Raw genomic sequence first — 25,509 nt, 5'->3', positions numbered from 1 at the left:
TGCGGCGTAGTTTACGGCGCATAATTCTGTGATTCAAGGATTTGCTGATAATTATTTATCTGGTCAAACCTCTTGAGTGTTATTTTTATCTTTTATCGCTTATTTTCACAGCGAATTCAAGTATGTTTAAAGCAAGATAACAAAAAATTCAACATTTTTCGGTAAGCATGCTTAATTTAAAAAAGGAACAACGTTCCTTAAACCATGTACATTGCGCCGTTAACGTGCAGCGTTTCGCCCGAAACATAGGCAGCGGCATCTGACGCTAAATAACAAACAGCAGCGGCAATCTCATCTGGCTGGCCTAAACGCCCAGCAGGTACATTAGCAAGCGTTGCTGCTTTTTGCTCGTCTGTCAACTCATCAGTCATATCAGTTTGAATAAAACCAGGGGCCACTACGTTTACAGTAATACCGCGCGACGCAACTTCACGTGCTAATGATTTAGAAAAACCGATAACACCCGCTTTCGCCGCTGCATAGTTAGCTTGACCTGCATTACCCATAGTACCAACAACTGAGCCAATATTTATAATACGGCCCTGCTTTTTCTTCATCATCGGGCGTAATACCGCTTTAGACAAACGGAAAATAGAGCTTAAGTTGGTATCGATGATATCGTCCCACTCACCCTCTTTCATGCGCATTAGAAGGTTATCACGGGTGATACCAGCATTATTAACTAATACATCAACATCACCGAAATCTGCTTTTATCGCAGCAAGTGTCGCCTCAATCGATGCAGGATCAGTTACGTTTAACGCATAACCTTTACCGTTATCAGCTAAGTATTCACTGATCTTAGCCGCACCCGACTCACTGGTAGCGGTGCCGGCAACTTTCGCGCCTTGCGCAACTAAGGTTGTCGCAATTGCTTTACCAATACCACGGCTTGCACCAGTAATAAGGACTACCTTGCCCTCTAGTGAAAATAAATTTGCCATTACTATCCTACTCTTATTTAGCTTCATCAATGGCAGCTTGGCTATTTACCGAACCACATACCATTGCTTTATCAATTCGTTTTGCTAGACCCGTTAATACTTTACCAGGACCAAACTCGTAGCTTTGGGTAATTCCCTGTGCTACTAAGGCTTGTACCGTTTCAGTCCAGCGTACTGGGCTATATAATTGACGTACTAATGCATCTTTAATTGCATCGGCAGTATTTTCTGCACTGACATCAACATTATTAATTACATCACACTTAGGTGTATTAAATGTTAAAGCGGCTAAATCAACAGCTAATTTTTCTGCCGCTGGCTTCATCAGTTCACAATGCGATGGTACGCTCACTGATAAAGGTAATGCGCGTTTTGCGCCGGCTTCTTTACACGCTTCTGATGCTCTATCAACCGCCGCTTTATGGCCCGCTATAACTACTTGGCCTGGTGAGTTGTAGTTGACCGGTGCCACGACTTCTTCTTGCGCTGAGGCGATACAGGCAGCTTTAATTTCATCATCACCAAGACCTATAATTGCAGCCATAGAACCCACACCAGCAGGAACAGCTTCTTGCATATATAAACCACGGTTTTCAACCAATTTAACCGCTTGTGCAAGGCTCAGCACATCTGCACAGACTAACGCTGAATATTCACCTAAACTGTGTCCTGCCATGGTCACATCTGCATCTGGATTTGCAGCTAACCATTGACGATAAATAGCAACCGAAGCGGTTAATAAAGCAGGTTGAGTACGATGAGTTTGGTTTAGTTCTTGTTCTGGACCATTCAGTACGAGTGCTGCTAAGTCATAACCAAGTGCATCTGATGCCTCGGCAAAAGTTGCTTTTACAATGTCTGATTCAGTAAGTAGCTCACTTAACATGCCCACAGATTGTGAGCCTTGACCTGGAAAAACAAGTGCGATTTTTTGTGCCATACTTTGCTCTTTTAATTAAACAATTTAATAAATGTTTAAGTAAGCGCCTGACATCATTAATTACTCGTCAGCCGTTACTTTTTTTGTTGAATGTGTTTGCTCGAAGACAGCTGCTATTTTTTCGGGAAGTTGACGTTCTACTTCTCTGACAGCTTCATCGATAGCAGCATGAAATGCTTTAGCTGATGCATTTCCATGGCTTTTTACGACAATACCGCGCAATCCTACCAGACTTGCGCCGTTATACTGGTCGGGGTTCACCCTTTTATAGAGTTTTTTTATGACAGGACGTAGTAAAAAAGCCATACATTTGTAGAAAAAGTGCTTTCTTAGCGCTTTAGTTAGCTTAAACATAATAAGCTTAGCGATACCTTCGCAGGTTTTAAGGGCAACATTACCGACAAAACCTTCACAGACGATCACATCTGACTTACCAGTAAATATATCGCTGCCTTCGCTGTAGCCGGTGTAATTTAAGTAATCACATTGCTGCATAAGCTGCGCGGCTTGTTTAATATCTTCATGGCCTTTAATGTCTTCTGAGCCGATATTTAATAAGCTGACTTTCGGGTTATCACAACCGAGCGCTTGTCCTGCAACCACGGAGCCCATAATGCCAAATTGATACAAGGTTTGTGCATCACAATGCACGTTGGCACCTAAATCAAGTAAATAGACAGGGTGTTTTTGCTCAGTCGGCACCGCTGATATCAATGCAGGTCGCTTAACGCCGGGCAACATTTTCAATACGTAATGCGCCATAAACAATAATGCACCGGTGTTACCCGCGCTGACACATGCTTGTGCCTCACCTGATTTAACTAAATCAAGGGCTACACGCATTGAGGAATCTTTTTTAGAACGAACAGCTAAAGCCGGTTCACAGCCATTAGTGACAACTTCACTACAATGACGAATAATTAATCTTGGATGAGATAAAGAATCGAGGGATTCGAGTTCTTTAGATATTACTTGCTCGTTGCCACATAAGATGAGTCTTAAGTCGGCATTAGCATTTACCGCGTTAACGGCTGCGGGGATAGATGAACGGGGGCCATAATCGCCCCCCATCATATCTAACGCAATGGTTAGATTGGTCAGCATATAAGCAATCTCTTAGTTAGAAATTACTTGTACGCCTTTGTAGTAACCATCTGCAGTCACATGGTGACGACGATGAGTCTCACCAGATGTTTGGTCTACAGTTAAAGTTGGACCACTGATCGCATCGTGTGAACGGCGCATGCCGCGTCTTGCACGAGACTTTTTGCTTTTTTGTACAGCCATAGTCTTCTCCTAAGAATCTTTCTTAAGTTGTTTCAAAATATCAAATGGATTTGGTTTATCATCTTCCGCCTTTAGTACACCAAAGCTGGCAGGCTTTGCTGAATAACTGCATGAAGCTTCGTTGTGTGTAGGCACTAATGGAACTGCTAAAAGTAGTTCGTCTTCGATTAACTCGTAAACGTCTATTTCACCATTTTCATCAAGTGCTACTTCATCGTAGTCTTCTGGAAGATCATCTGACTCTGCATCCAAACCGACTGGCGAATACACAAAGTCTTGATCCAAATCCAACCCTAAATCACCATTACAACGCTGACAAGTAACAGTTACGTGTGTGGACAAATTGCCACGGATCACAACTAAACCTTGCTCATCATTCTTGCAATGAATTTTTACCGCTATTTCACCTGCTTCTTCCTGGATAACTTCTCGTAAACGAGTCAGTTTTTCAAGCTGAACAATGCCGTCATAACTTAAACGGTGTTGAGCTGCTTTGCCTGGATGAAGAGTGATGGGAATTTTCACCTTTTGCATAGGGGCTGCATCATATAGATAGTTACTTGGTTAGTCAAAGTAAAAAACCATTTTTAGCTGGTTTTTCCCGATTCATTTCTTTGTTTTGCCAACGGATCTGATTTATCCTAACTCAATCTGATTTTCATTAGGAAAATAATCCATGCACTACCCGCTTATATTAGCTTCAAGTTCACCATTTCGTCAGTCTTTATTGCAAAAATTTAATCTTCCGTTTGCCAGTTTTTCTCCTGATGTTGACGAAACTCCTCTTGCCAATGAATCCCCCTCCGAGTTAGTGATGCGCTTAAGTGCATTAAAAGCACGTGCCGCGCAGGGTAAATATACTGAAGGGTTAGTTATTGGCTCAGATCAAGTGGCAGTTTTTAATGGGCAAATATTAGGTAAGCCGCACAACAAAGAAAACGCAATTAAACAGCTTAGCTTATTTAGTGCAAACACTGTCACCTTCTTAACCGGTTTATCTGTGTATGATATAAAAACCGATAGCATAAAAACTATCGTAGAGCCTTTTAAAGTGACATTTAAAACACTAACAACGGCTAAAATAAACGCCTATTGCGATGCTGAACAACCATACAATTGTGCCGGTAGTTTTAAAAGCGAAGGACTCGGCATTTGTTTATTTGAAAAGCTCAGCGGCGATGATCCAAACAGCTTAATTGGGTTACCGCTGATTAAACTCAGCCAATTATTGACTGAGTTTGGTTTAGATGTACTAGACAACCAAGCCTGCTAGTCGAGTAAAAGAGTCGATAATTGTTGATATGAATCAACCGTAGCAAGTGGCTCAAATTCACTAAGGTGGGCTGCATTATGCACCCCCATAGTGACTCCAACACGATCCATCTGAGCCGCTTGCGCCATCGCCATATCAATTTTCGTATCGCCAATCATCAATGCTTCTGCAGAATCAATATTAAGCTCTTTGACTAATTGCAACAGCATATCAGGCGAAGGCTTAGATTGCGCATCATCACTTGTTCGTGTGGCGCTAAAATAGTGGCCAAGTTTTGTTTCAGTCAATAGCCTCTCAAGGCCTGCTCTGCTTTTACCTGTCGCGACCGCTAAAATAACCCCTTTAGCTTTTAACCTTGCCAATGTCAGTTCGACATCGGCAAATAAAGGCGTAGGTGTAACATCAACATGTTTATATTGATGCTTATATCCGGCGATTAAATCAGGATATAGGTTGGCATTATCAGGGAATAAAGTCGCCACAGCGTGTTCGAGTGATAAGCCAATAATATTTTTAATAGCTTCATCACTTGGTGGCTCTAAACCACAACTTACTGCAGCTTGATGCATACAGTTGACAATTTTAGTCACCGAATCCATGATGGTGCCATCCCAATCAAATATCACTAATTTATAATTTTTCACGATTTAGCTGCGCGTAATGTTTTTATGCAATTTGTTAAGGTCTTATCAAGTGGCGCTTCAACACGCATGGTTGTTTCGTTTTTAGGATGATAAAAACTCAAATCATGTGCGTGTAAAAATAGTCGGTTTAAACCAATTTTGCGCATGCCGGCATCAAATGCTTGGTCGCCGTATTTATCATCACAGGCAATAGGGTGACCTTGGCACTGGGTATGAACACGAATTTGGTGCGTTCGCCCTGTTACTGGTGAGGCTTGCACTAACGAACATTCATCAAAACGTTCAAGGACTTTAAAGCGAGTGTGTGACGGTTTACCCTCTTCACTGTTATCTACTCGCACTATACGCTCCCCTGACTGCAAGGTATTTTTGCGTAAGCCCTCTTTTACATTCTTAGTTTTAGACTCCCACTGGCCATCAACAAGTGCCCAGTAGTTTTTTTCCATGGTTTTTTCACGCAGTTGCTCATGTAAGCTCGTCAATACAGAGCGACGTTTAGCAATTAATAAACACCCAGAAGTGTCACGGTCGAGTCGGTGGACTAGTTCAAGGCTGCGCTCTTGTGGCCGTAATGACCGCAAGGCTTCAATTAAGCCATAACTTAACCCACTGCCGCCATGTACAGCCATACCTGAAGGCTTGTTAATCACAATAAGGTATTGGTCTTCAAATAAAATAGCCTCTTCCAGCTGCTTCACTTTATCAAGCTTATTTGGCACAAAGTCGTCTTGACGCTCAGCTATTTTAATTGGTGGGATACGTACCACATCATCAAGTTGAAGTTTATATACAGGCTTAATACGTTTTTTGTTAACCCGTACCTCACCTTTACGGAGAATTTTATAAACAGCGCTTTTAGGCACCCCTTTTAAATGGGTAATAAGAAAGTTATCAATCCGTTGACCTAGGTGGTCTTCGGTAATCGTGACGAAAGATACTTGTAAGCCGGTTTTTTCTGACATTGCCTAATCACTGATTTAAGTAAAATAATTTAGTTGCTAACACGGTTATAATAGTGGGATAATCACCAGTGCAAAATAGTATTTGCAATAACAACGGTGCTTTTTAACACATTAAGACATTCGTGATGCACATTCTAGGTAATTGATCATACAGATCCGAGATAAGTTTTCCAAAGCTTTTATACAGACCTAGTTTGCACGTGCGTTCAATTAACGACGGTGCGCGTAATATATCGTAAGTTAAGTTTGAGCATGAACAGCCTTAATTGCAGAAAATAAAAGCAATTTGAACAGATAATTTGTCTGATCGTGACGGCGTTAAACGCCGTTCAGCAGATGTGCTGTAAGTAAACAAGTAAATTTAAAAATGGTCGACTCTGGACAAGACACCAATACGATGCTGTAAAACAGCCGCTAGTTTTGTCGCTATTATGAACCTAATAACGTAAAAAACGTTATTGTCAGCCACAACCATAAAGTCACTTGTAAACAAATACAGCACCAAGCTCCGCCATATATCCAGTCGTGAGACTGCATAAAAACAAGCGACAGGAGCAACTGAACAGGCGAAAAAATTCGTCATGTCAGCGACATAACACAGTAGAGTAACAATATGAAACGTATGCTAATCAATGCGACGCAGCAAGAAGAAATGCGCGTAGCACTGGTTGATGGCCAGCGCCTGTATGATTTAGATATCGAAAGCCCGGGTCACGAACAAAAAAAAGCCAATATTTACAAAGGCAAAATCACACGTATTGAACCGTCATTAGAAGCAGCCTTTGTTGATTACGGCGCTGAACGTCACGGTTTCCTTCCTTTAAAAGAAATCGCACGTACTTACTTCCCACAAGGTTACACTTTCCAAGGTCGTCCGAACATTCGTGACGTAATCAAAGAAGGTCAAGAAGTGATCGTACAAGTTGATAAAGAAGAGCGCGGCCAAAAAGGCGCAGCACTAACCACCTTTATCAGCGTTGCCGGCAGCTACTTAGTACTTATGCCTAATAACCCTCGCGCTGGCGGTATTTCACGTCGTATCGAAGGTGATGAGCGTACTGAACTAAAAGAAGCATTAAGCCGTTTAGAATTACCTAAGGGTATGGGCTTAATTGTACGTACAGCGGGTGTGGGTAAATCGTTTGAAGAACTTAACTACGATTTAAAAGCATTGCTTGTACACTGGGATGCCATTCAACAGGCATCAAACTCTGGCAAAGCACCGTTTTTAATCCACCAAGAAAGCAACGTGATTTTCCGTGCTATTCGTGATTATTTACGCCGTGATATTGGTGAAATCTTAATTGATAAACCACGTGTATTTGAAGAAGCAAAAGCACACATTGAACGTTTTCGCCCTGACTTTATGAGCCGTGTAAAGCTTTACTCTGGCGAAGTACCACTGTTTACGCATTATCAAATTGAAAGCCAAATTGAATCTGCTTTCCAACGTGAAGTGCGTTTGCCTTCAGGTGGCTCAATTGTAATTGACCCAACCGAAGCACTTACTTCTATCGATATCAACTCATCAAAAGCCACAAAAGGCGGTGATATCGAAGAAACAGCACTGAACACAAACTTAGAAGCCGCAGACGAAATTGCCCGTCAATTACGTTTACGTGACTTAGGTGGATTAATCGTTATCGACTTTATCGATATGACACCACCACGCCATCAACGTGAAGTAGAAAACCGCTTAAAAGATGCTGTTAGACCAGATCGTGCCCGCGTACAAATTGGTAAAATTTCACGCTTTGGTTTACTTGAAATGTCACGCCAGCGCTTGCGTCCTTCACTAGGTGAGGCAAGCCAAGGGCCATGCCCTCGTTGTAGCGGCCAAGGGACTATTCGTTCAAACGAGTCGATTGCGTTATCAATTTTACGTTTAATCGAAGAAGAAGCGATTAAAGACAATACAGCGCAAGTTAATGCGCAAGTGCCTGTTGCTGTTGCCGCTTATCTATTAAACGAGCAACGCCGTAGCGTACACCGCATTGAAAAACGCCACAGCTGTGATGTAGTGATCATTCCAAATCAACACATGGAAACACCACACTACGAAGTTATGCGTTTACGTAAAGATGAAACACTTGAAACTGTAAGCTATGACCAAGTTGTAGCACCTGAGCCAGAAGTGTTTGAAACATCGAAGACGCCAACTGTTGCAGTACGTGAAGAGCCGAGATTGAAAGGTGTTGTAATGCCATCAAGTCCAGCTCCTCAAACAGCTGAAACACCAGCACCAGCACAAAAAGCAGCAGTAAGTGCTAATGAGCAAGTGGGTTTACTGGCTAGCATTGGCAATTGGTTTAAATCTTTATTTGCTGACTCAGGTGAAAAACAAGAGCCAGAGAAGAAAGAGCAAACTAATAAATCGAATACCCGTAATAACCGCAATCGTAACAATGATGGTGATAACCGCCGCCGAAATAACCAACGTCGTCGCAACAATTCACGCAATAAACCTCAAAACGAGCGAAATGAACGTCCTACTGAGGAAGCATCAACGACAGATACTGGTAACACAGAGCAAAAAGAGAATAGAAACGAAAACCGCAATAAGCGTCGTCGTAATTCAAACTCTCGTAAACGCAACGAAAACCGTACTGACGATAAAAAGCCTACAGCTGATGTTAAAGAGCCTGTAGAGAATAAAGACGCTAACGTTGAAAAAACTGAGCAAAAGCCAAAAGCACGTCGTCAACGCCGCAACGTTCGTAAGAAAGTTCGTGTGCAAAATGATGATAATGCAGCAGTAGATTCAGCAACAACGGAACAAGCTGTATCACAACAGCCTGCTAAAGCTGCTGAAGAAAAGCCTGAAGCTAAACCTGTTGTTGACATTGAGCAAGTTGAAACACAGCCAAATGTAAGCAAAGAGAAAGCACCTGAAGTACCAAAATCAGAGCCAGAGCACACTGCTGCTCCTGAGCAAGATGCATCAGCTGACGAAGAGCAAGGGCAAACACGTACTCGTTCACGCCGCTCACCACGTCACTTACGTGCTGCAGGACAACGTCGTCGCCGCCCTGAGCAAGGTGAAGAAGGCAATGAAACACAAGGTACTCAACCGCCTGCGTTTATTCCAGTAGCAGATCAAGCAGCAGCCGAGTATGAAGCTGAGCTTAAAGCTAAATCGGAAGAAACAGCAACTGATGCATCAGAGCAAGTAGAACAAGCGCTTGCCACAGAAGACTTGGCAAAAGTTGAGGCCACGACAGAAGCACCTTCTGCAACTGAAGAAGCACCTGCTGCAACTGAAGAAGCTCCTGCTGTAACTGAAGAAGCACCTGCTGTAACTGAAGAAGCACCTGCTGCAACTGAAGAAGCACCTGTTGCAACCGAAGAAGCACCTGTTGCAACCGAAGAAGCACCTGCTGCAACTGAAGAAGCACCTGTTGCTACTGAAGAAGCGCCTGCTGTAACTGAAGAAACGCCTAGTGTAACTGAAGAAGCGCCTGTTGCAACTGAAGAAGAAGCACCTTCTTCAACTGAAGAAGCACCTGCTGTAACTGAAGAAGAAGCACCTGTTGCTACTGAAGAAGCACCTGTTGCTACTGAAGAAGCACCTGTTGCTACTGAAGAGGCGCCTGTTGCAACTGAAGAAGCACCTGCTGTAACTGAACAAGCACCGGTTGCTAATGCAAACAGCAAAACAATAATTGCTGCCGGCCATGCAAGTGCGCCAATGGCACAACCAACTGCTGTTGCTGATAGCGAAGTTGCCCACACGCCTAAAGCGATGGCACACGACAAACGTGAAGCTATTCCTGATAGTGGTCTACGTGCCGGCTCTATCAAGCCAGCTGGTCGCGCAAGCGCTGCAATGACTAAAACCATGAGTGCTGATTAACGCCTTTGGTTTAGCTAAAAGCACAGTAAAAAGCCGCGTTAATGAAAATTAACGCGGCTTTTTGTTTCTCAAATTTTCTTTTCTCTAATTAATATTATAGCGGCCGAGCTTATACGCTGTTTTACCTAAACTAATCACATGTTTTTAAGTGATCAATTCTCCACCATTTAGGCAACTTCGAAATATAAGAATGAGATTGTGGCGCCAAGCCTTGGCGATTTGGAGAATCAAAAGTTCCAAGCGCAATTGCTACTGTCGGCTTATCGTCAATCGCACCAATTGTACTTCCACATTGAGAACAAAAAGCCCTGCTCGAGTACTCAGATGAGCGCCACACTGTTGGCAAGCCACCTGGGCCTGTCCACTCTATTTGTTCTTTTGATAACTCAATCCACACGAATGACGCTGGCATTGTTTACACGAACAGGTATGTGAAGCCAGCTTTGTCGCAGTAACAAGGTAGCGGATATAGCCACACAAACAGCCACCTTCAAAAACCTTTGGCTGTTTCATGACTGTAAAACCTTCTTTAAATCTTCGGGAATAGGCATAGGTTTTAATGGATTAACATTAGAGCCACCAGTATTGCCCATTGGCACCCAAATCTTAGAAAATAATAACGACGCTATAATCCTGGTTACTTGGCCAAATACATCTCTAAATTTATGCTGCTTCAAGCCAACTTTAAGCATCCACCAGTGAGATTTAGTATGGGGAATTATATAACGCTGACCAAGAATATGAGCTCGTTCTAAATGATAAAAAGCAGCATCAAATTCATTAAGCATGTATAAACGAATTCCTGCATCCATTTCAAAGCAAAACGCATCTTTTAGTGTTTGTCGCATTCCATTACCTTGCTTTTTATGCGTAGTTTAATAAAAATATTTTTATTGGCTAAATAATAATCCAGTTCCTGTTTTCTATCAATGAGTAAGTAAGGTTCACATTTTATCTAAATACTCATTCCAGCATCTATTCAGAAGTTCACAGAGTTCAAATTAATTTTTTATAATAAATGGAAGCTTCAGGAAAGCACTCTCGCAGAGGTAGTCTGTTATGGTTCAGTATAGGTATCACATTCAAAAATATGCATAAAAGTTGGCTAAATATTGGAAAAATTAGCCAACTATTTTCAGTGAATTATATTAGCTTTCACTTTTAAAAGTTTTACCTATACTAACGAGCTCATCTGTTTGCTCATTTGAAATTGGATAAATCGATTTAATATTACACTTCCCAGCAAAATTCCCTGCACGAGAAATTGAATCACTTTGTTTATAAATAGCTAAACTTGAAGTTCGGTTTATTTGAATATCATGTGAGTTATTCAAATCTATACATGTTCCATTCGTTTGTATAAGGTAGTCTTTGTCATGTACAGCTGTGATTATAAGATAGTTATCTGAAAGAGACTTCCAGCCACTAAACTTAAAGCCTTGGACACTATCTTCGCTTGATAAATTTTCATTTATGACAAATTGACCGTATTCAATATCCTTTTCACTTAATGACATTGTTGTTGACGTACATCCCATTGTAAAAACAGAGATCAAAGCAATAGTAAATATATTTTTCATCTTCTCTCCTTATTTGTTAAATACTTGGCGATTTTTAGTTAACAGCAAAAACAAAAATAACGCTTTTCACCGAAAAGTGAAAATAGCTAAATATCATATATTTAAATAAACTTCACAGCTAAAAAGCTGTATTAAAAGTAGCTGTCGTACCTATAATTATCATTAATTATTGTCTATTTCAAGAAAACCAGCAACTTTATTAAGTTAAAATTAACATGTAGTTTAAATTTGTTGAATAATTTTGCACTGACCTTAGTTTGTAGCTGGTACGTTCCTCACCTCTCAAAATAATATTAGCAAGTCAGAGCGACATGATTTATTGCAATAAAAAACGAGTAAAAAGCGAAAACACGCTTAAAACTAGTATAAAAAAAGCGAAGTGCATACACTTCGCTTTAATTTAACTCAAATCAATCTTAAAACTTACCGCTTATGGCTTAAAGATCTAGTCTTCACTTTCCATAAACCGTTGTAATTGATCTTTAAGGTTAGGCGGTATGCCTTTAATCACTAACGTATCAGTGGCTTCGTTATATGTGACACGCTCTCCCAAGTGCTTACGTTCAAAGCTTATACTCACACCACCACCAAGACCCGAGAATTTAACCATGCTGGTCACGGTTTTTTTATCAACTGGGAATGACTCTTCTAAATCGTAGCTTTGCTCTTTGCAAAAACTATCGAATGGGTTGTCATCACCTTTTGTGAGTGCTTGCGATAATTCACTGACATTGGCATCTTCACCTGTAGTTACACAGTCATTACAGTAATCAAACACTTGTTTGCGTAAGTCATCTTTCTCTGACTTATCAAATTGCTGCTCAGATAAATAATCTTCAACGGCGTTAAGCATAGCTTGGCTTTGCTGTTTTGGATCAATGCCTTCTTCACACCCTAAAAAGTCTAAGAAAAAGTCAGCAACTTTTCGCCCAGCACGTCCTTTGATAAAGGAAATATAACGGTTGTCGTCAGCTTGGGTATCCCAACCGGTTAAATCAATCCGCGCAGCAAGCTGCATCCGCGAAATATCTAAGTGGCGTGATGAGGCTAAATCAAGCTCTGAGGTAATAGAGTAATGCTCTTTAATGTTGATCATGGCAATCAACATATAATCAGTGGCAACATACTGGTAATGGCAAAAAATTAAATAACCAGTTTCATTAAACGCGTACTTATTTAACTCTTCTTTTAATACCGTTGTTGCTTGCTCTGTCATGTGCCAAAAACCAAGCTCGTCATTGCGGTAGCTTTGCATGGCTGACGCAACAACACTGTTTTTATCGCCACTAAAAGCACAGTAACCCTTGCCAGGTTTACCATTGTAAGCGTGATGTAATTGCTCGATAAATACTGCAACTTTATCATTAACAGCCATTTCATCATTGCGTAAATGGATCTGCGTATCGTCGTCTTTTTTGTCTACATAATGAACGACTAACTTTTTAACATCTATTGTCATCTTTGTTTTTCACGCCTCTGGTGTTAAAATACGAGAATATAACTCTTTTATTGAACCAACTGATGCCAATCTTATCAAAATATTCTAATGATGAAGTAGAACAAATCGTCGATCAGCTCATTGATGTGTTAACTGAGCACAATGCGCCGGTTGATTTAAGTCTTATGTGTTTAGGAAATTCTATCACGCATATCTTAAAAGAGCATGTACCAACAGGGAAAAGACAAGCCGTTGCTGATAACTTTGCCAAAGCATTAGCGCAATCGGTTAAATAACTTATATGAATTTATCGCAGCACAATCAGTTTTCGTCTAAAGCGAGTCAATTACTAAGCTGGGGGCATTGGTTTACCTTTGCTAATATCGGCTTAGTATTATTTATTAGTTTAAGCTACTTATTTGCCGATTCGCCACCGACAACTGTAATGGGCACTGTGTATATGTTGGTGACTTGGCTTAGCCACACCAGCTTTATCACGTTTATTGCATTTGTGCTGACGGTTTTTCCTCTGAGTTTAGTGTTTCCTTACCCGCGGCATATTCGGGGTATGGCAGCAGTACTGGCTACCTTTGGTGCCTCCTTGCTTACCCTAGACGCCTACGTTTATTTTAATTTAGGATATCATCTGAGTAGCTCGGCACTGCCTGAAATCGTCACTCTGTTATGGCATCGTCTCACCAGCTCGCCAGCCCTAACGACTTTATTAGCTGGCGGTATTGTTATGCTAATTTTAGCGTTTCAATTATTAGTCAGTAATTATACTTGGCACCATTTAGCACGCTTAAAGCAGTATAAATTTGGCCGTTACGCCACTTCGCTTTTAGTCACCTGCTTTGCCCTGAGCCACAGTATCCATATTTGGGCCGATGCCAACCTTGAGTTTGACATCACCAAGCAAGATAACGTTTTACCATTATCATACCCAACAACAGCAAAAAGCCTGCTAGCTAAAAACGATTTACTCGATATTGAAAGTTACAAACAAGCGCATAATGTTAGGCTATCAAATCAAAATATAAATTATGCTTTGCCAGCCCCACTGCCACGTTGTGAGTCAACCCCCAATGCCGGCAGCACCATTTTAGTGTTTGCTGATAACGAATCATTGTCTAAGTTTGCTGATAAACATAATGATTGGTATCACACTGAGCACTTTTTACAGCCCGTAAATAGCCAAGATACACTGTTTAGCTTAGCGTATGGTTTGCCTGCTTATTACAAGCCAGCTTTATTTACTCAGCAATCACTTCCAGCTTGGCATAATAAGCAACGAAGCTTAACGGTAACCGGGTTTGCTGATTTTGACTTTATTAACGATGCAGCCACGAACAATGTAGCGATACGTATTATTAATGCAGAACAAACCGATATTGCATCACTGTCATTCGATGAACAAACGCATGTTTATGCATTTAGTTTAGCTAAAAATAGCAATGACGTTGTCACAACTTCACGGCTTTACAGCTCAGACAAAAAAATCACACAAGTCGAAGGTCTTATTCAGCCAAGCGATATCATTGCTACGAGCATAGGCGAATACTTAAACTGCTCTGATATAGCGACACAAAGCATGTTGGGTGTTAATTTATATGACAAAAAAGACGATACTGGTGTGACCTACTCGCAAGGTGTGTTTATTGCTTACAAAAAGGATCGCATTACATTAATTGATTCTGACGGCAACTATAAAAACATCTCTGCGGCGCAAGGCTTTTCTATTGAACAAGGGTTAGATATTCCATTTTTAGTACAAAGCATTAAAAAGTTAAAAACCTTTACTCAGTAACCAACGTTTAGCAAAGCCACTGTTGTTAATTTATACGTGGCTTTGTAATACTTACCTTGTGATTTACCGAATTTGGGTTATATTTCATAAGGGATCCAAGCATGGAAGCTCATTATGAGAACATACCTTTTAAGTTTTTTATTTTTCATCCTCGTGACAGTATTTTCTGCCCAAGTCCTTGCCACTAAAACGCATTACTATAAATGTACAACAGACCGAGGTACTGTATTTAGCCAATTCCCTTGTGGCTCCAATGCGACAGAGCACAAAATAAAACAAACCAATGTTGCATTTTCAGATCCTAACGCCAACCATGTTAAAACGCTTAACACACTGGAAAAAGAACAGATCGTTCGTAACCTCAATGCACAAATTCGCAGTCAAAATCACCAACTAGATATTCTTTCACGCGACAGAGATCGCGCTGAGTTTAATCAGCAACAGCGCTTGAAACGAATACTCAGTGACAGCGAAACAAAAAGAATTAGCAAAGATATAAAAAAACAGCTCAAGGCAATTAATAAACGCTATGCTAGAGATGTCAAAACAGTTGAAAAGCAACTAACCAAACTTGAAAAAAAGCTAAAACGTTATGAATAAGCTATTGGGTTTTACTATTTTTTAGCATACTCTTAACAAGTATAGAGTAAAAACTCTATGTCGTTTTTTAGGAGTACTCTCACATGCACGCACACACAATTGCTGAGTTCATATTAAAAGGCTTTAAAAAGCACTATCAATTATTCCAACAAATTACCGCCGAGGCACCTGTCGCCTTTGCTTCACAAAATTGGCCACAATTACATGAAATAAGCCGGCTTAGAATAAGTCACTATGATGAACGCGTAAACGAAACCATCACACATTTAAAAACGGCACATTTAACCCTTAGCGAGCAACTGGATGAAGAATTATGGCTCGCCAGTAAACAACATTACCAACAGTTTCTGCAATTTCACCCTCAAGCAGAGCTTGCAGAAACATTTTATAACTCGGTATTTTGTCGGCTTTTTCATCGTCGCTACTTTAATAATGATTTTATTTTTGTCGAAACATCGCTTGCTGATGCACCTGCTTTACCGATTGAAGCGGAGTACAGAAGTTACTTCCCCGTTATTGATGGGCTTAAACCGACCATCCGTAAAATAATAGAGCAGTTTGACTTTAAGGCTGATTTTGTTGATCTAGAGCGTGATATTCGCTTGCTGGTAAAGGCGTTTTATAAACAAGCACCGGATACCCATCACAGCGCATGGCAAATGCGCTTTGATATACTGCAAACCCCCTTTTATCGCAACAAAGCAGCCTATATTGTTGGTCGAGTAGTTTCAAGCAGTGGTATTCAGCCTTTTATCATTCCTGTTTTACACCATAATAATGACGGGCTTTATTTAGATGCCCTACTGACCAACTCATCTCAAATGCGGGTGATTTTTGGCTTTGCTCGTGCTTACTTTATGGTTGAAACGCATGCACCTTCCGCATTGGTACGTTTTTTAAATCAATTAATGCCAAATAAAACATTGGCAGAGCTCTATAATGCCATTGGTTTTCATAAGCAAGGCAAGACAGAGTTCTACCGAGAGTTTCTTGGCCACTTAGGACGCTCTAAAGATGATTTTATCATAGCCCCAGGAACGCCAGGTATGGTGATGATGGTGTTTACCCTTCCCTCATTCGGTTATGTATTTAAAGTAATTAAAGATAAATTTGGCGAAAGCAAACCATTTGGCAGAGACACCGTTCTTAAACGCTATCAACTCGTTAAAAGCCATGACCGTGTTGGCCGCATGGCTGATACCATAGAGTATTCGAACGTCGTATTTCCTTTATCGCGCTTTGACGATAAGTTACTCGTACAGCTTAAAGTCACCATTGGTGAGTCAATGGTGATTGAAGATGATTTAGTCATTATAAAGCACTTATATATTGAGCGACGTATGACCCCGCTGAACTTATTTTTAGAAACAGCCACTGAGGAAGAGGCGACAACGGCAATCACAGAATATGGCCAAGCCCTCAAAGAAATGATTGCGGTTAATATATTTCCCGGTGATATGCTGCTTAAAAACTTTGGTGTCAGTAACCATAAACGTATCATTTTCTATGATTATGATGAAGTGCAATACCTAACAGATATGAATTTTAGAGCACTACCAAAAGCCAAAAGCTATGATGATTATTTAACAGATGAACAAAGTTACTCAGTTGCGCCGCAAGATGTATTTCCTGAACAACTCTGTACTTTTGTTATGCCTAACCCGCGTTATAAAGCTATTTTCACCCAGGCACACCCTGAGCTTTTGGATGTAAACTATTGGCAACAAGCGCAAAAAAATATAACAAACGGTATCGTTAGCCACATTTACCCTTATCCTCACACACAACGTTTTATCCAGTACTGGTAAACGCAAGGACACACAATGAACATTAGTAAGATAGATTTAAATTTACTGGTTTACTTAGACACCCTACTGCGCGAATGCAATGTCACTCGTGCCGCAAACCAACTCAATATCACTCAGCCTGCAATGAGCAATGGCCTAAAACGGTTACGCAACTTATTTAACGATCCTATTTTAGTACGCACCAGTGATGGCATGGTACCTACCGAACGCGCTATTGAGTTACAGCCAGTGATCCGTGGAATATTAATGACCCTAGAAGAAACGCTGGCGCCTAATAGGGAGTTTGAAGCAAGCCAAAGTAAACGTGTGTTCAGGATCATGGCCAGTGACTACGCCGCCAGCACACTCGCTCCACGACTACTAAGTAAATTACATGAAGAAGCCCCTGACACCACCTTGGATATTCTCACACCCAGTGATGTCACCTTCCACGATGTAGAAAATGGTAAAGTAGACATGGCAATCAATCGCTTTGAAAACCTACCCCAATCGTTTCACCATAAACGCATTTGGAAAGACAGCTTCTGTTGCTTAGTTAAAGCCGATAATCCCATAATCGAAAGTTTTAGCCTAGATAGCTATTTAAAAGCTCGCCATATATGGGTAAGTAAGACAGGCTTTGGTGTTGGCGTGGGCATGGATCCAAAAGATGTGCAAAAGCTTGGCTGGGTTGATGAGGCCCTTGCTCATTTTGGCAAACATCGCAATATTGCCACTTTTACTCGTAACTACCACGTCGCTATTCACTTAGCGAAAGAGCAAAACTTAGTCGCGACGTTGCCATCAAAAGCCGCAAATATTTATTTAGACGACCCTGGCTTGACCATTTTAGAGCCGCCTTTTCCCATCCCACCATTTGAGTTAGACATGATATGGAGCCCGCTACTTCATCGCGATGCCAGCCATATTTGGCTCAGACAAAAAATAGCTGAAGTGGCTGATGAGCTTAAATAACCTGAATTTTGGATAATAAATCAAAATATAGTGAATCTCTTAACCAAAGTTCAGGTTAATTAAAACAATTACATAACTGTTTGTAAAATTTGCGAGTAGAGTAAGCTGATAAAATTAAAAACACACATCGAACAAATTAAAAATTAATAAATATCAAATGGTTAATTTAATTTTTCCATCTGGAATGCGCCTTGCTTTAAGTTAAATGACATTTAATTCATTTAACTTAAAGAGGTCATTATTATGAATACCCATCAAGGACAAGAAGCGAATCATATCACTGACATTATCCAAGTAATGAACAGCGGCATCGACTTTTATGAAAAAGCACAGGACAAAGTTGACGACCCCGCCGTAGGCGCACTTTTTCAACGTATGATAGATGCCCGTAAAGTAAGTGTAGAAAGCCTACAACCCTATGCTATCAATGAAAAAGGTGAGCGCGAAGATGGCTCATCATTTGCTGTTGAAGCACGTCGTGCATATACGTCTTTAATCACTAAGTTCAGTTCAGACAACGATCAAACTTACGTTAAAGAGCTTGAAGAAGTGGAAGATAAAACATTGGAAGAAATTAAAGCCGCTATGAAAAAGCCACAGCCACATGACTGTGAAGCGGCATTATCTAAAGTGTTATTGACAATGCAAAGCTGCCATACAGAAATGAGCCGCATGCAACAAAAGCACTAATATAATTCGTTAAGCCAAAGCCCAACTTCGCGTTGGGCTTTTTATAAATAAGAACAAGAAAGAAAACTAATGACTCTATTTACCCAAACGCTACATTAGCAAACACGGCGGTCATTAAAATTGGGCAGACAAAACGGATATACTGAGCAAACCAAAATTTAAAGCCGCTGCTTGCTTGGTGTAGTTGGTTACCACGGTGCCACAACCAGCCTACTGTTATAAAGTAAAACAACCCCATTAATGGTAGCTGATATTGCGTCAGCACCATGATCACTAGACCAAATAACCAGTCAAAGTTAAAGATGATTAATGACGATGCAGCCAATACCGTTAGACTAACCATTAAGGTCGCGGATTTACGCTCAACTTGATGATTTTCAACTAAGAAGGCCACAGGGATTTCAGTTGATGAAATGGTCGAGGTCAGTGAGGCTATCGACATGAGTACGAAAAACAATAATCCAACCGCTAAACCTATTTCACCCATGGTATTAAATAGCTGGGGCAAAATTGCAAAAATAAGCTGTGCTTCGCCAACGAGTTTGCCATCACTAAATACTTGTACTCCGTTATGCTGAGCCACATAAATTGCAGGGATGATTAACAAACCTGCTAAGAATGCGACACCAGTATCAAGTAGTGCTACTGAGGCCGTTAATCGAGGTAAATTGGCATCAGGCTGTAGGTAAGAGCCATAAATCATCATACAGCCCACACCCAATGATAGGGAGAAAAACGCCTGCCCCATAGCCGCTATAATTAAATTAGGATCAAACACTTGGCTAAAATCAGGAACCAAGTAGGCGGCAAAGCCTTCACTTGCGCCATCAAGCGTGGCAATGTAAAAAATTAAACCAACTAATAAAACCAACAACATAGGCATTAAGCGACGAGACCAGGTTTCAATTCCTGATTTAACCCCTCGCAAAATGATGCTTGCAGTCAGAATGAGCATTAGCGGCGTAAATACAAAATTACGCGCTGTAGAATCTGTTTGTAGAAACTGACTTACCTGAGTAAAACCAAGAAAAGTAGCAATGGGTTCAAGGGCATAGGCTATCATCCACCCGGCAACAATCGAATAAAAACTTAGCATTACTATTGCCCCTGCTAAGCCTAAATAGCCAGCAGCGGCCCCTACTTTTGGCGCTTGATCTTGCCATGCGTTTTTAAGTGCTTTAACTGGATTCGCTTGGGCTTGATGACCTAAAAATAGCTCTGTGTATAATGCAGGCACGGCCAATAAAAATATCACGATAAAATAAACCAGTAAAAACGCACCGCCACCGTGATTCGCCGCTTGCGTAGGAAAGCCCCAAATATTACCTAAACCAACCGCAGCGCCAGACGCCGCCAATACAAAACCAAGTCGGCTTTGAAAACCATCACGCAATTGTGCCATACATCTACTATCTGTTATTATTTTTCATTAATGTGAATTAAACCATATTTCACAGCGACTGAGTAATAAATTTACCTACGCATGCTTGAACCACAATCAAGTGCGCAATTTATACCCAACTTGTTTCTTTTCACTGCTAATAACTGGACGCTATGGCTAATCAATATTTCGATCAACACCTTACAGTAGCTTCATGTAGCGCTGAAGATATCAATACTCAATGCGTTTTGCTATTAAACGCAGAGCATATTAATCTTGCACAGTTCTCATTAGCAGCATTATTAAGCCCTTTCGAATTAGCAATTATTGAGCGCAGAAAAAGCAGCAAAGCAAAACAAGAATACCTCGCCACTCGGCTATTACTTAAATTTTTAGTTAAACACTGTTTTACAGAATTTGCAGGTACTCCCGCTAATCAAATCAGCTCTGAATTTGATGAGCAAAGCAGTAAACTTTTATTGCATATACAAAATAGCGATACGGTACTGAGCAGTTGTCTATCACACTCAAATGGTTTTGTTGGAGCAGCGCTGAATATTGAGCAGATCGAATTTGGTTTTGATATAGAAAAAATCAGTTTAAAACGCCCGTTTGAAAAACTAGCAAAGCATTTTTATCATCAGCATGAGGTAGACTTGATAACCGAAACTGATAAATATGCTGCCCAGCGCTTTTTTAGAATTTGGACCTTAAAAGAAGCCTTAGCTAAAGCAACCAGCCGCCCTATTGCTCAGTTACTCAGCCCCAATGTTTTCAACGAACTTACAACGGCTAATTTAACTGCCAAAAGTTGTGAATTTAAAGGCTTTGATATAACTATCATCAATAAAAAAAGCACTGACTGGCAGTGCTTTTATATTGATGATTTAAGTCAATTAAGCGGCGCTTTCTAGTTCAAGTAAGCGGCTGTGAATGGCTTGAACAACTAAGTCTGATTCAGCTTGTTCAACTAAAAAGCATAAATTGTGCTTACTTGCACCATGACAAATTAAACGAATATTAAAATCGCTAAGCACATTCATTAAATTAACTTCTTGTTGGCGCAGCTGAATTTCAGAACCTATCAGCGCCACCAGTGTTAAGTTGTTTTCAACCGACACATGACAAAATTCAGCCAGTTTATCTAAACACTCTTGATCTAGCTCAGGGCGAGAAGCATTCGGCGCATTATCTAGCGTAATTGCCACACTAATTTCAGAGGTTGTTACTAAATCAACTGAGATATTAAACTCACTTAATATAGTAAATACACGGGCTAAGAAACCACTAGCTAAAAGCATTTCAGGGCTTTTTAAGGTCAACAAAATTTGGTTTTTACGTTGTGTTACTGCACGAATACCAGGTACTTGTGATTTTTCACGTTCGATCCACGTACCACCACGCTCAGGCTCACGACTTGAACCTACAAACACACTAATATGGCTTCTACTGGCGGGTAAAATAGTCGCTGGGTGCAATACCTTTGCACCGAATGTTGCCATTTCTGCGGCTTCATCAAAACTTAAACGGGCAATAGGCGTTGCTTTTACACACAAACGCGGATCAGTGCTGAATATGCCTACAACGTCCGTCCAAATATGTACGCTTTTTGCGTTAATGGCTTCAGCTAATAACGCCGCACTGTAATCAGAACCACCACGGCCAAGGGTGGTTGTTTGCCCGTGTGCATCACTGCCAATAAAGCCTTGGGTAACCACAACATGCTCTTTTAATAATGGGATTAAGTGCGCTTTTGCTGCACTGGCCGTTGCTGCAACATCTGGGGTTGCTTTTGAAAACTGGCTATCTGTTTTTAACACTTGGCGTACATCAAAACGTACCGCGTCTAAGCCATTTAAACGCAGCACTTGAGTGAATAAATAAGACGATAAACGCTCACCAAAACTTAATAGTTCATCATGTTGTTGCTTTGATTTGAGGGGCTCGCTGGCAAGTGATTTAAAAGCTTTAATCGTCTCGTCAAAGCCATGGGCTAAATCTGCATCGAGTGATAACTCATTCAATATTGCTTCTTGAATAGCAATCACGCCCTCTATGTGTTCGCTACGCTCTGAAGCTGGTAACGCTTTATTGCATAAAGCGACAAGATGGTTTGTTACACCGGCGCTGGCACTCACTGCTACAACGCGTACGGTGTTATCAGCTACAATAATTTCACTGCAACGGCTCATAGCGTCAAAATTAGCCACGCTGGTGCCACCAAATTTAGCCACTACGTAATCTGATTTTGTATTGCTTATTTGTTGCGTGTTATTTGTAACTACTTGGGTATTCATGTCGTCTCCTGTTGTGGCATTCAACCACGATAATACAAGAAGAACTCGGCAAGGGGGTGCTTGATAAGAAAAGTCCACTGCCAGAAGCTCTCCACCTAAATTGGTGACAGTTTTGAGGATTCAGCCCCATAAACCGAAAAACCACTGTGACGTCAGTTGTTCTTCTCGGCGAGTATTTCCCTCCTTAATGATCAAAAGCAAACGTCGCTTCACATTAAGTACCTAAATATCGCACCTCTTCTGAATGTTAGATTAACCAGCTTTAATAAACGGTTAAAATAACAAAGCCCACTGTTAAGCGGGCTTTGAAAGTTATCGTTTAGACGTCTAGCTGTCAAGCAATTTTATTAAATCTCGCTCGATTAAATAAAGCTACCGGCGACATATGAACCCATATAACCGACAGTATAAGCAATTAATAAATACACTGACATACGTAAATAGCTCATAAAGGTCAGCGCTTTTACTTTGCTCATAGCGATAATACCGGCGGCTGAGCCGATGATAAGCATAGAGCCGCCCACACCTGTAGCATAGGTAAACGACAGCCATTGCTGTGGACTCATTATAATATCAGCTTTGAGCAATGCAGCTGTCAGCGGCACGTTATCAACCGCAGCTGATAATATCCCCATTAAATAGTTTGCATACTGAGCAGGCATCAGTTCATATAATTTAGTGAATTGATTTAACACACCCACTTCTTTTAAAGCTCCGACTAACAACAATACACCCACAAAGAATAACAAGGTGTCGTATTCTATTTCACGAATGTAATCGATGATTTTTTTGTTTACGTCTTTTTTGCGCATTAAAAACTGGGCTGTTAAAAACATCAGCGATAAGCCGAACAAGAAGGTCAACAACGGCGGTACACTGTAAAGCACGCTAAGTGTTAATGTTGCAATAATCGTCGATAAGAAAATAACCGCTATGGTGATATCGGTTTTTTCAATACGTCGCTCTTGTTGTTTGGTAAACTCCACGGCACCATTTAAACCAAACGACAACATAATCGCCAGCAGAGCAACACTCGCCAATGCCGGTACAATAAGCAGTAGCAAATTAGCAATACTGACTTTGCCATCGAGGAAAATCATCAGTGTAGTCACATCACCGGTGATAAGTGATACCCCGCCAGAATTAACACTAAAAACGATTAAAGTAGCGTATTTAATAAGCTTTTTCGGATCGAGTTTTAACGACATCACGACTGCAAGTGAGATAAGCGTGGCGGTAATGTTGTCTGATATCGACGAAAATAAGAAGGAAAAGCCACCAATTAAAAACATCAGCTTACGTTCGCTAATGGCACTTGGCATCACTCTGTGCACAATATTTTGGATAAAACCTTTGGAGTTCAAATAGGCAACAAAAGTCATTGCAGCCATTAAAAACAACCATAGTGTGGCAATCTCTAAAATATTGTGATCAAGTTGATGTTGTATATTTTCGGGGCTTTGCCCGTTAAGCGGCGAGATAAATAAGATAATCCAGCATAAAGTGCCAAAGAAAAGCGTGGTTTTGGCCTTGTTTACATGGATAATATCCTCTATAACGATGAGCACGAATGCCAGCGTTATCAGGGTTAGGATAATTGACGTTACCATGGTATTTGAACAACCTTTAGAAAAATGTAAAAATTGCATTCTTGATGTCACTTATGTGACACGGCGCGCAGTCTAGCACCAAAGGCTTTGTAAAACTATTGCCAATTACCTATTTTATTACTAATCGCTGATACAGCCCAAAAAGAGATTTACTGGAGCGTTATGATCCCAGCTAAAAAGTTACTAAATACCCTAACCGAGCACTGGGGAATGCTAGAACTATTATTTAAACGATTTAAAATGGCTGATTTTAGCTTAAAAGACGTACAAAATGCGATCAAACAAAAACAACCAACTTGGTCAAACGAGCGTATTTACAAAGAAACCAACCGACTTTTAAATCAAGATATTATTATTCCATTAGCAAAATCGTCTCAGCTTGAGATTAACCGTGCTATTGCTGATTTTGCGACCTTTTTATTGCAAGAAGAACACTTGGGACTTGCGCAAGAGATAAGTGTATTAGTGGATGACCTTGCCCGCTTAGGCAACCGCTTAGCCAATGCCGGTGAGATTGAAGACTACGATGAATTACGCCGCTTTAGTCGGATTATGGATGATCGGGTACGTAAAATAATGAAACTGTTTGCTCACAATGAAAATGCGATTTTAAATATTGTCGAGCAAGCTAAGGCAAATAATGCCGTACAATCTTTGCAAAAGCGTTATAAAGCGGTAATTGAAGCCTTTGACGAATACATTGAGCCTATGCTCGAAATGGTGGATATTCGTGGTGATTTTCATGCTTGCTTTAGCACCATTGAAGAGCAAATAAGTACACAAATCGCGTATATCGAACGCTCAGGCAAAGCGTATCAAGATAAACGCATGTTAGAGCAATTACGTACGCGTATTTTAGAAATGCATCTTGTTGGCCGCGAGAGCTTACGTAAAAGTGCCGACATGCTTATGCCGCTGCGTGAAGAGTTACGCCGTAATAATTTGATCACCCGCCAAGCAGCGAAAGTACTAGGCTTAATTCGTAAAAATGGTGTCGACAACATGCTAAGCAGTGTGCAACCGCATTTTGTCTCTGATGCACAGCGTTTTTCACTGGGTCAACAGCGTCACATGGTGGCTTATATGGCAGGCTTGGTGGAATTTGAACACAATGAATATGAACTGCCCGACCAGCAAGATGTACCCGCTTATGCGACGCCAAATATCCCTGATTATAACAATGTTAAAACCAGCTTCAAAAAGCGTTTTAATGCTAAACGTAAAAAGCCTGAGCCTTTATTAACTTTTCTAGGTGAAAGTTACCCTGAGCTTGATGCCGATGAAATGCTGTTTTTATATCAAAAATTAATTAGCGATACTGATATTGAAATAAGCCAAAGCGACGAAAAAATGCGAGTTAAAATCGCCGGGCAACATTTCTCCCTTTTTCCATTTAATTCTAAACCTGTTGATTGCAAGTAAAAGCAAACAGGGAACGAGT

The 25,509-nt window shown here is 40.7% G+C and carries 25 protein-coding genes and 1 riboswitch; of the genes, 10 read left to right on the top strand and 15 right to left on the bottom strand.

Annotated features, from left to right (window positions below):
• Positions 1 to 197: 197 nt before the first annotated feature.
• Genes fabG through yceD form a run of 5 tightly spaced genes read right to left on the bottom strand, consistent with a single transcriptional unit; the run spans position 198 to position 3,705 of the window.
• A complete protein-coding gene (gene fabG / locus NQT69_RS00355; RefSeq protein WP_256825749.1) occupies positions 198 to 944 on the bottom strand; it encodes a 3-oxoacyl-ACP reductase FabG in 747 nt (248 codons plus the stop codon).
• Positions 945 to 957: 13 nt separating this feature from the next.
• On the bottom strand, positions 958 to 1,884 hold the full coding sequence (fabD, locus tag NQT69_RS00350; RefSeq protein ID WP_256825748.1) for an ACP S-malonyltransferase: 927 nt from the start codon (positions 1,882 to 1,884) through the stop codon (positions 958 to 960).
• A 60-nt stretch (positions 1,885 to 1,944) separates the two neighbouring features.
• A complete protein-coding gene (gene plsX, locus NQT69_RS00345; protein WP_256825747.1) occupies positions 1,945 to 2,988 on the bottom strand; it encodes a phosphate acyltransferase PlsX in 1,044 nt (347 codons plus the stop codon).
• Positions 2,989 to 3,000: 12 nt separating this feature from the next.
• Positions 3,001 to 3,171: a 50S ribosomal protein L32 gene (gene rpmF / locus NQT69_RS00340; protein ID WP_008109865.1), complete on the bottom strand. Its 171-nt coding sequence runs from the start codon at positions 3,169 to 3,171 to the stop codon at positions 3,001 to 3,003.
• 9 nt (positions 3,172 to 3,180) lie between these two features.
• Positions 3,181 to 3,705: a 23S rRNA accumulation protein YceD gene (yceD, locus tag NQT69_RS00335; RefSeq protein ID WP_256825746.1), complete on the bottom strand. Its 525-nt coding sequence runs from the start codon at positions 3,703 to 3,705 to the stop codon at positions 3,181 to 3,183.
• A 142-nt stretch (positions 3,706 to 3,847) separates the two neighbouring features.
• Here yceD and NQT69_RS00330 point away from each other — a divergent pair, with 142 nt between their 5' ends.
• Positions 3,848 to 4,444, top strand: coding sequence for a Maf family protein (locus tag NQT69_RS00330; RefSeq protein ID WP_256825745.1), 597 nt, complete (start codon positions 3,848 to 3,850; stop codon positions 4,442 to 4,444).
• On the opposite strand, the gene NQT69_RS00325 is transcribed toward NQT69_RS00330, so the two are convergent.
• Complete coding sequence (locus tag NQT69_RS00325) at positions 4,441 to 5,088, bottom strand: HAD family hydrolase (RefSeq protein ID WP_256825744.1); 648 nt, start codon at positions 5,086 to 5,088, stop codon at positions 4,441 to 4,443. The two genes, NQT69_RS00330 and NQT69_RS00325, sit on opposite strands and share 4 nt — an antisense overlap.
• Positions 5,085 to 6,050, bottom strand: a complete 966-nt coding sequence (gene rluC, locus NQT69_RS00320; protein ID WP_256825743.1) for a 23S rRNA pseudouridine(955/2504/2580) synthase RluC — start codon at positions 6,048 to 6,050, stop codon at positions 5,085 to 5,087. The genes NQT69_RS00325 and rluC overlap by 4 nt, the downstream gene beginning before the upstream one ends.
• Positions 6,051 to 6,663: 613 nt before the next feature.
• Between rluC and rne the strand changes: the two genes are divergently transcribed.
• A complete protein-coding gene (gene rne, locus NQT69_RS00315; RefSeq protein WP_256825742.1) occupies positions 6,664 to 9,903 on the top strand; it encodes a ribonuclease E in 3,240 nt (1,079 codons plus the stop codon).
• 130 nt (positions 9,904 to 10,033) lie between these two features.
• Here the strand turns inward: rne and NQT69_RS00310 are convergent, their stop codons facing one another.
• The 5 genes from NQT69_RS00310 to yejK form a co-directional block, all read right to left on the bottom strand.
• Positions 10,034 to 10,315, bottom strand: a complete 282-nt coding sequence (locus tag NQT69_RS00310) for a GFA family protein (RefSeq protein ID WP_256825741.1) — start codon at positions 10,313 to 10,315, stop codon at positions 10,034 to 10,036.
• Complete coding sequence (locus NQT69_RS19600; RefSeq protein WP_444860507.1) at positions 10,270 to 10,416, bottom strand: GFA family protein; 147 nt, start codon at positions 10,414 to 10,416, stop codon at positions 10,270 to 10,272. The genes NQT69_RS00310 and NQT69_RS19600 overlap by 46 nt, the downstream gene beginning before the upstream one ends.
• The gene (locus NQT69_RS00305; RefSeq protein ID WP_256825740.1) at positions 10,413 to 10,751 is read right to left on the bottom strand and encodes a DUF3703 domain-containing protein; all 339 of its coding nucleotides are present in this window, start codon (positions 10,749 to 10,751) and stop codon (positions 10,413 to 10,415) included. The genes NQT69_RS19600 and NQT69_RS00305 overlap by 4 nt, the downstream gene beginning before the upstream one ends.
• 300 nt (positions 10,752 to 11,051) lie before the next feature.
• A complete protein-coding gene (locus NQT69_RS00300; RefSeq protein ID WP_256825739.1) occupies positions 11,052 to 11,483 on the bottom strand; it encodes a DUF6491 family protein in 432 nt (143 codons plus the stop codon).
• A 445-nt stretch (positions 11,484 to 11,928) separates the two neighbouring features.
• Positions 11,929 to 12,942 carry a nucleoid-associated protein YejK gene (gene yejK, locus NQT69_RS00295; protein WP_087531867.1) on the bottom strand — a complete coding sequence of 338 codons (1,014 nt, stop codon included), beginning with the start codon at positions 12,940 to 12,942 and terminating at the stop codon, positions 11,929 to 11,931.
• A 62-nt stretch (positions 12,943 to 13,004) separates the two neighbouring features.
• Between yejK and NQT69_RS00290 the strand changes: the two genes are divergently transcribed.
• The 6 genes from NQT69_RS00290 (at position 13,005) to NQT69_RS00265 (ending at position 18,780) form a co-directional block, all read left to right on the top strand.
• The gene (locus NQT69_RS00290; RefSeq protein WP_058558974.1) at positions 13,005 to 13,217 is read left to right on the top strand and encodes a DUF1414 domain-containing protein; all 213 of its coding nucleotides are present in this window, start codon (positions 13,005 to 13,007) and stop codon (positions 13,215 to 13,217) included.
• Between the two features lie 5 nt (positions 13,218 to 13,222).
• A complete protein-coding gene (locus NQT69_RS00285; RefSeq protein ID WP_256825738.1) occupies positions 13,223 to 14,728 on the top strand; it encodes a DUF3413 domain-containing protein in 1,506 nt (501 codons plus the stop codon).
• A gap of 114 nt (positions 14,729 to 14,842) precedes the next feature.
• The gene (locus tag NQT69_RS00280) at positions 14,843 to 15,328 is read left to right on the top strand and encodes a DUF4124 domain-containing protein (protein WP_256825737.1); all 486 of its coding nucleotides are present in this window, start codon (positions 14,843 to 14,845) and stop codon (positions 15,326 to 15,328) included.
• A gap of 83 nt (positions 15,329 to 15,411) precedes the next feature.
• A complete protein-coding gene (aceK, locus tag NQT69_RS00275) occupies positions 15,412 to 17,136 on the top strand; it encodes a bifunctional isocitrate dehydrogenase kinase/phosphatase (protein WP_256825736.1) in 1,725 nt (574 codons plus the stop codon).
• 15 nt (positions 17,137 to 17,151) lie between these two features.
• On the top strand, positions 17,152 to 18,090 hold the full coding sequence (locus NQT69_RS00270; protein ID WP_256825735.1) for a LysR family transcriptional regulator: 939 nt from the start codon (positions 17,152 to 17,154) through the stop codon (positions 18,088 to 18,090).
• Between the two features lie 243 nt (positions 18,091 to 18,333).
• Positions 18,334 to 18,780: a ferritin-like domain-containing protein gene (locus tag NQT69_RS00265; protein WP_256825734.1), complete on the top strand. Its 447-nt coding sequence runs from the start codon at positions 18,334 to 18,336 to the stop codon at positions 18,778 to 18,780.
• Between the two features lie 79 nt (positions 18,781 to 18,859).
• Here the strand turns inward: NQT69_RS00265 and NQT69_RS00260 are convergent, their stop codons facing one another.
• Positions 18,860 to 20,182 carry a sodium-dependent transporter gene (locus NQT69_RS00260; RefSeq protein WP_256825733.1) on the bottom strand — a complete coding sequence of 441 codons (1,323 nt, stop codon included), beginning with the start codon at positions 20,180 to 20,182 and terminating at the stop codon, positions 18,860 to 18,862.
• A gap of 152 nt (positions 20,183 to 20,334) precedes the next feature.
• Here NQT69_RS00260 and NQT69_RS00255 point away from each other — a divergent pair, with 152 nt between their 5' ends.
• Complete coding sequence (locus NQT69_RS00255; RefSeq protein WP_256825732.1) at positions 20,335 to 21,075, top strand: 4'-phosphopantetheinyl transferase family protein; 741 nt, start codon at positions 20,335 to 20,337, stop codon at positions 21,073 to 21,075.
• Here NQT69_RS00255 and lysC read toward each other — a convergent pair.
• Together lysC and nhaD are read right to left on the bottom strand one after the other, a co-directional pair.
• Positions 21,058 to 22,458, bottom strand: coding sequence for a lysine-sensitive aspartokinase 3 (gene lysC / locus NQT69_RS00250; protein ID WP_256825731.1), 1,401 nt, complete (start codon positions 22,456 to 22,458; stop codon positions 21,058 to 21,060). The two genes, NQT69_RS00255 and lysC, sit on opposite strands and share 18 nt — an antisense overlap.
• Before the next feature lie 76 nt (positions 22,459 to 22,534).
• A riboswitch (Lysine riboswitch) is annotated at positions 22,535 to 22,706 on the bottom strand.
• Between the two features lie 114 nt (positions 22,707 to 22,820).
• On the bottom strand, positions 22,821 to 24,068 hold the full coding sequence (gene nhaD / locus NQT69_RS00245; protein WP_256826707.1) for a sodium:proton antiporter NhaD: 1,248 nt from the start codon (positions 24,066 to 24,068) through the stop codon (positions 22,821 to 22,823).
• 162 nt (positions 24,069 to 24,230) lie between these two features.
• Here nhaD and NQT69_RS00240 point away from each other — a divergent pair, with 162 nt between their 5' ends.
• The gene (locus NQT69_RS00240; protein WP_256825730.1) at positions 24,231 to 25,490 is read left to right on the top strand and encodes a hypothetical protein; all 1,260 of its coding nucleotides are present in this window, start codon (positions 24,231 to 24,233) and stop codon (positions 25,488 to 25,490) included.
• Positions 25,491 to 25,509: the final 19 nt, after the last annotated feature.

It is taken from the genome of Pseudoalteromonas shioyasakiensis, assembly GCF_024518675.1.
GTDB lineage: Bacteria > Pseudomonadota > Gammaproteobacteria > Enterobacterales > Alteromonadaceae > Pseudoalteromonas > Pseudoalteromonas shioyasakiensis_B.
The sequence above is the reverse complement of the archived record's forward strand: the minus strand, read 5'-3'. Positions and strand labels throughout refer to the sequence as shown.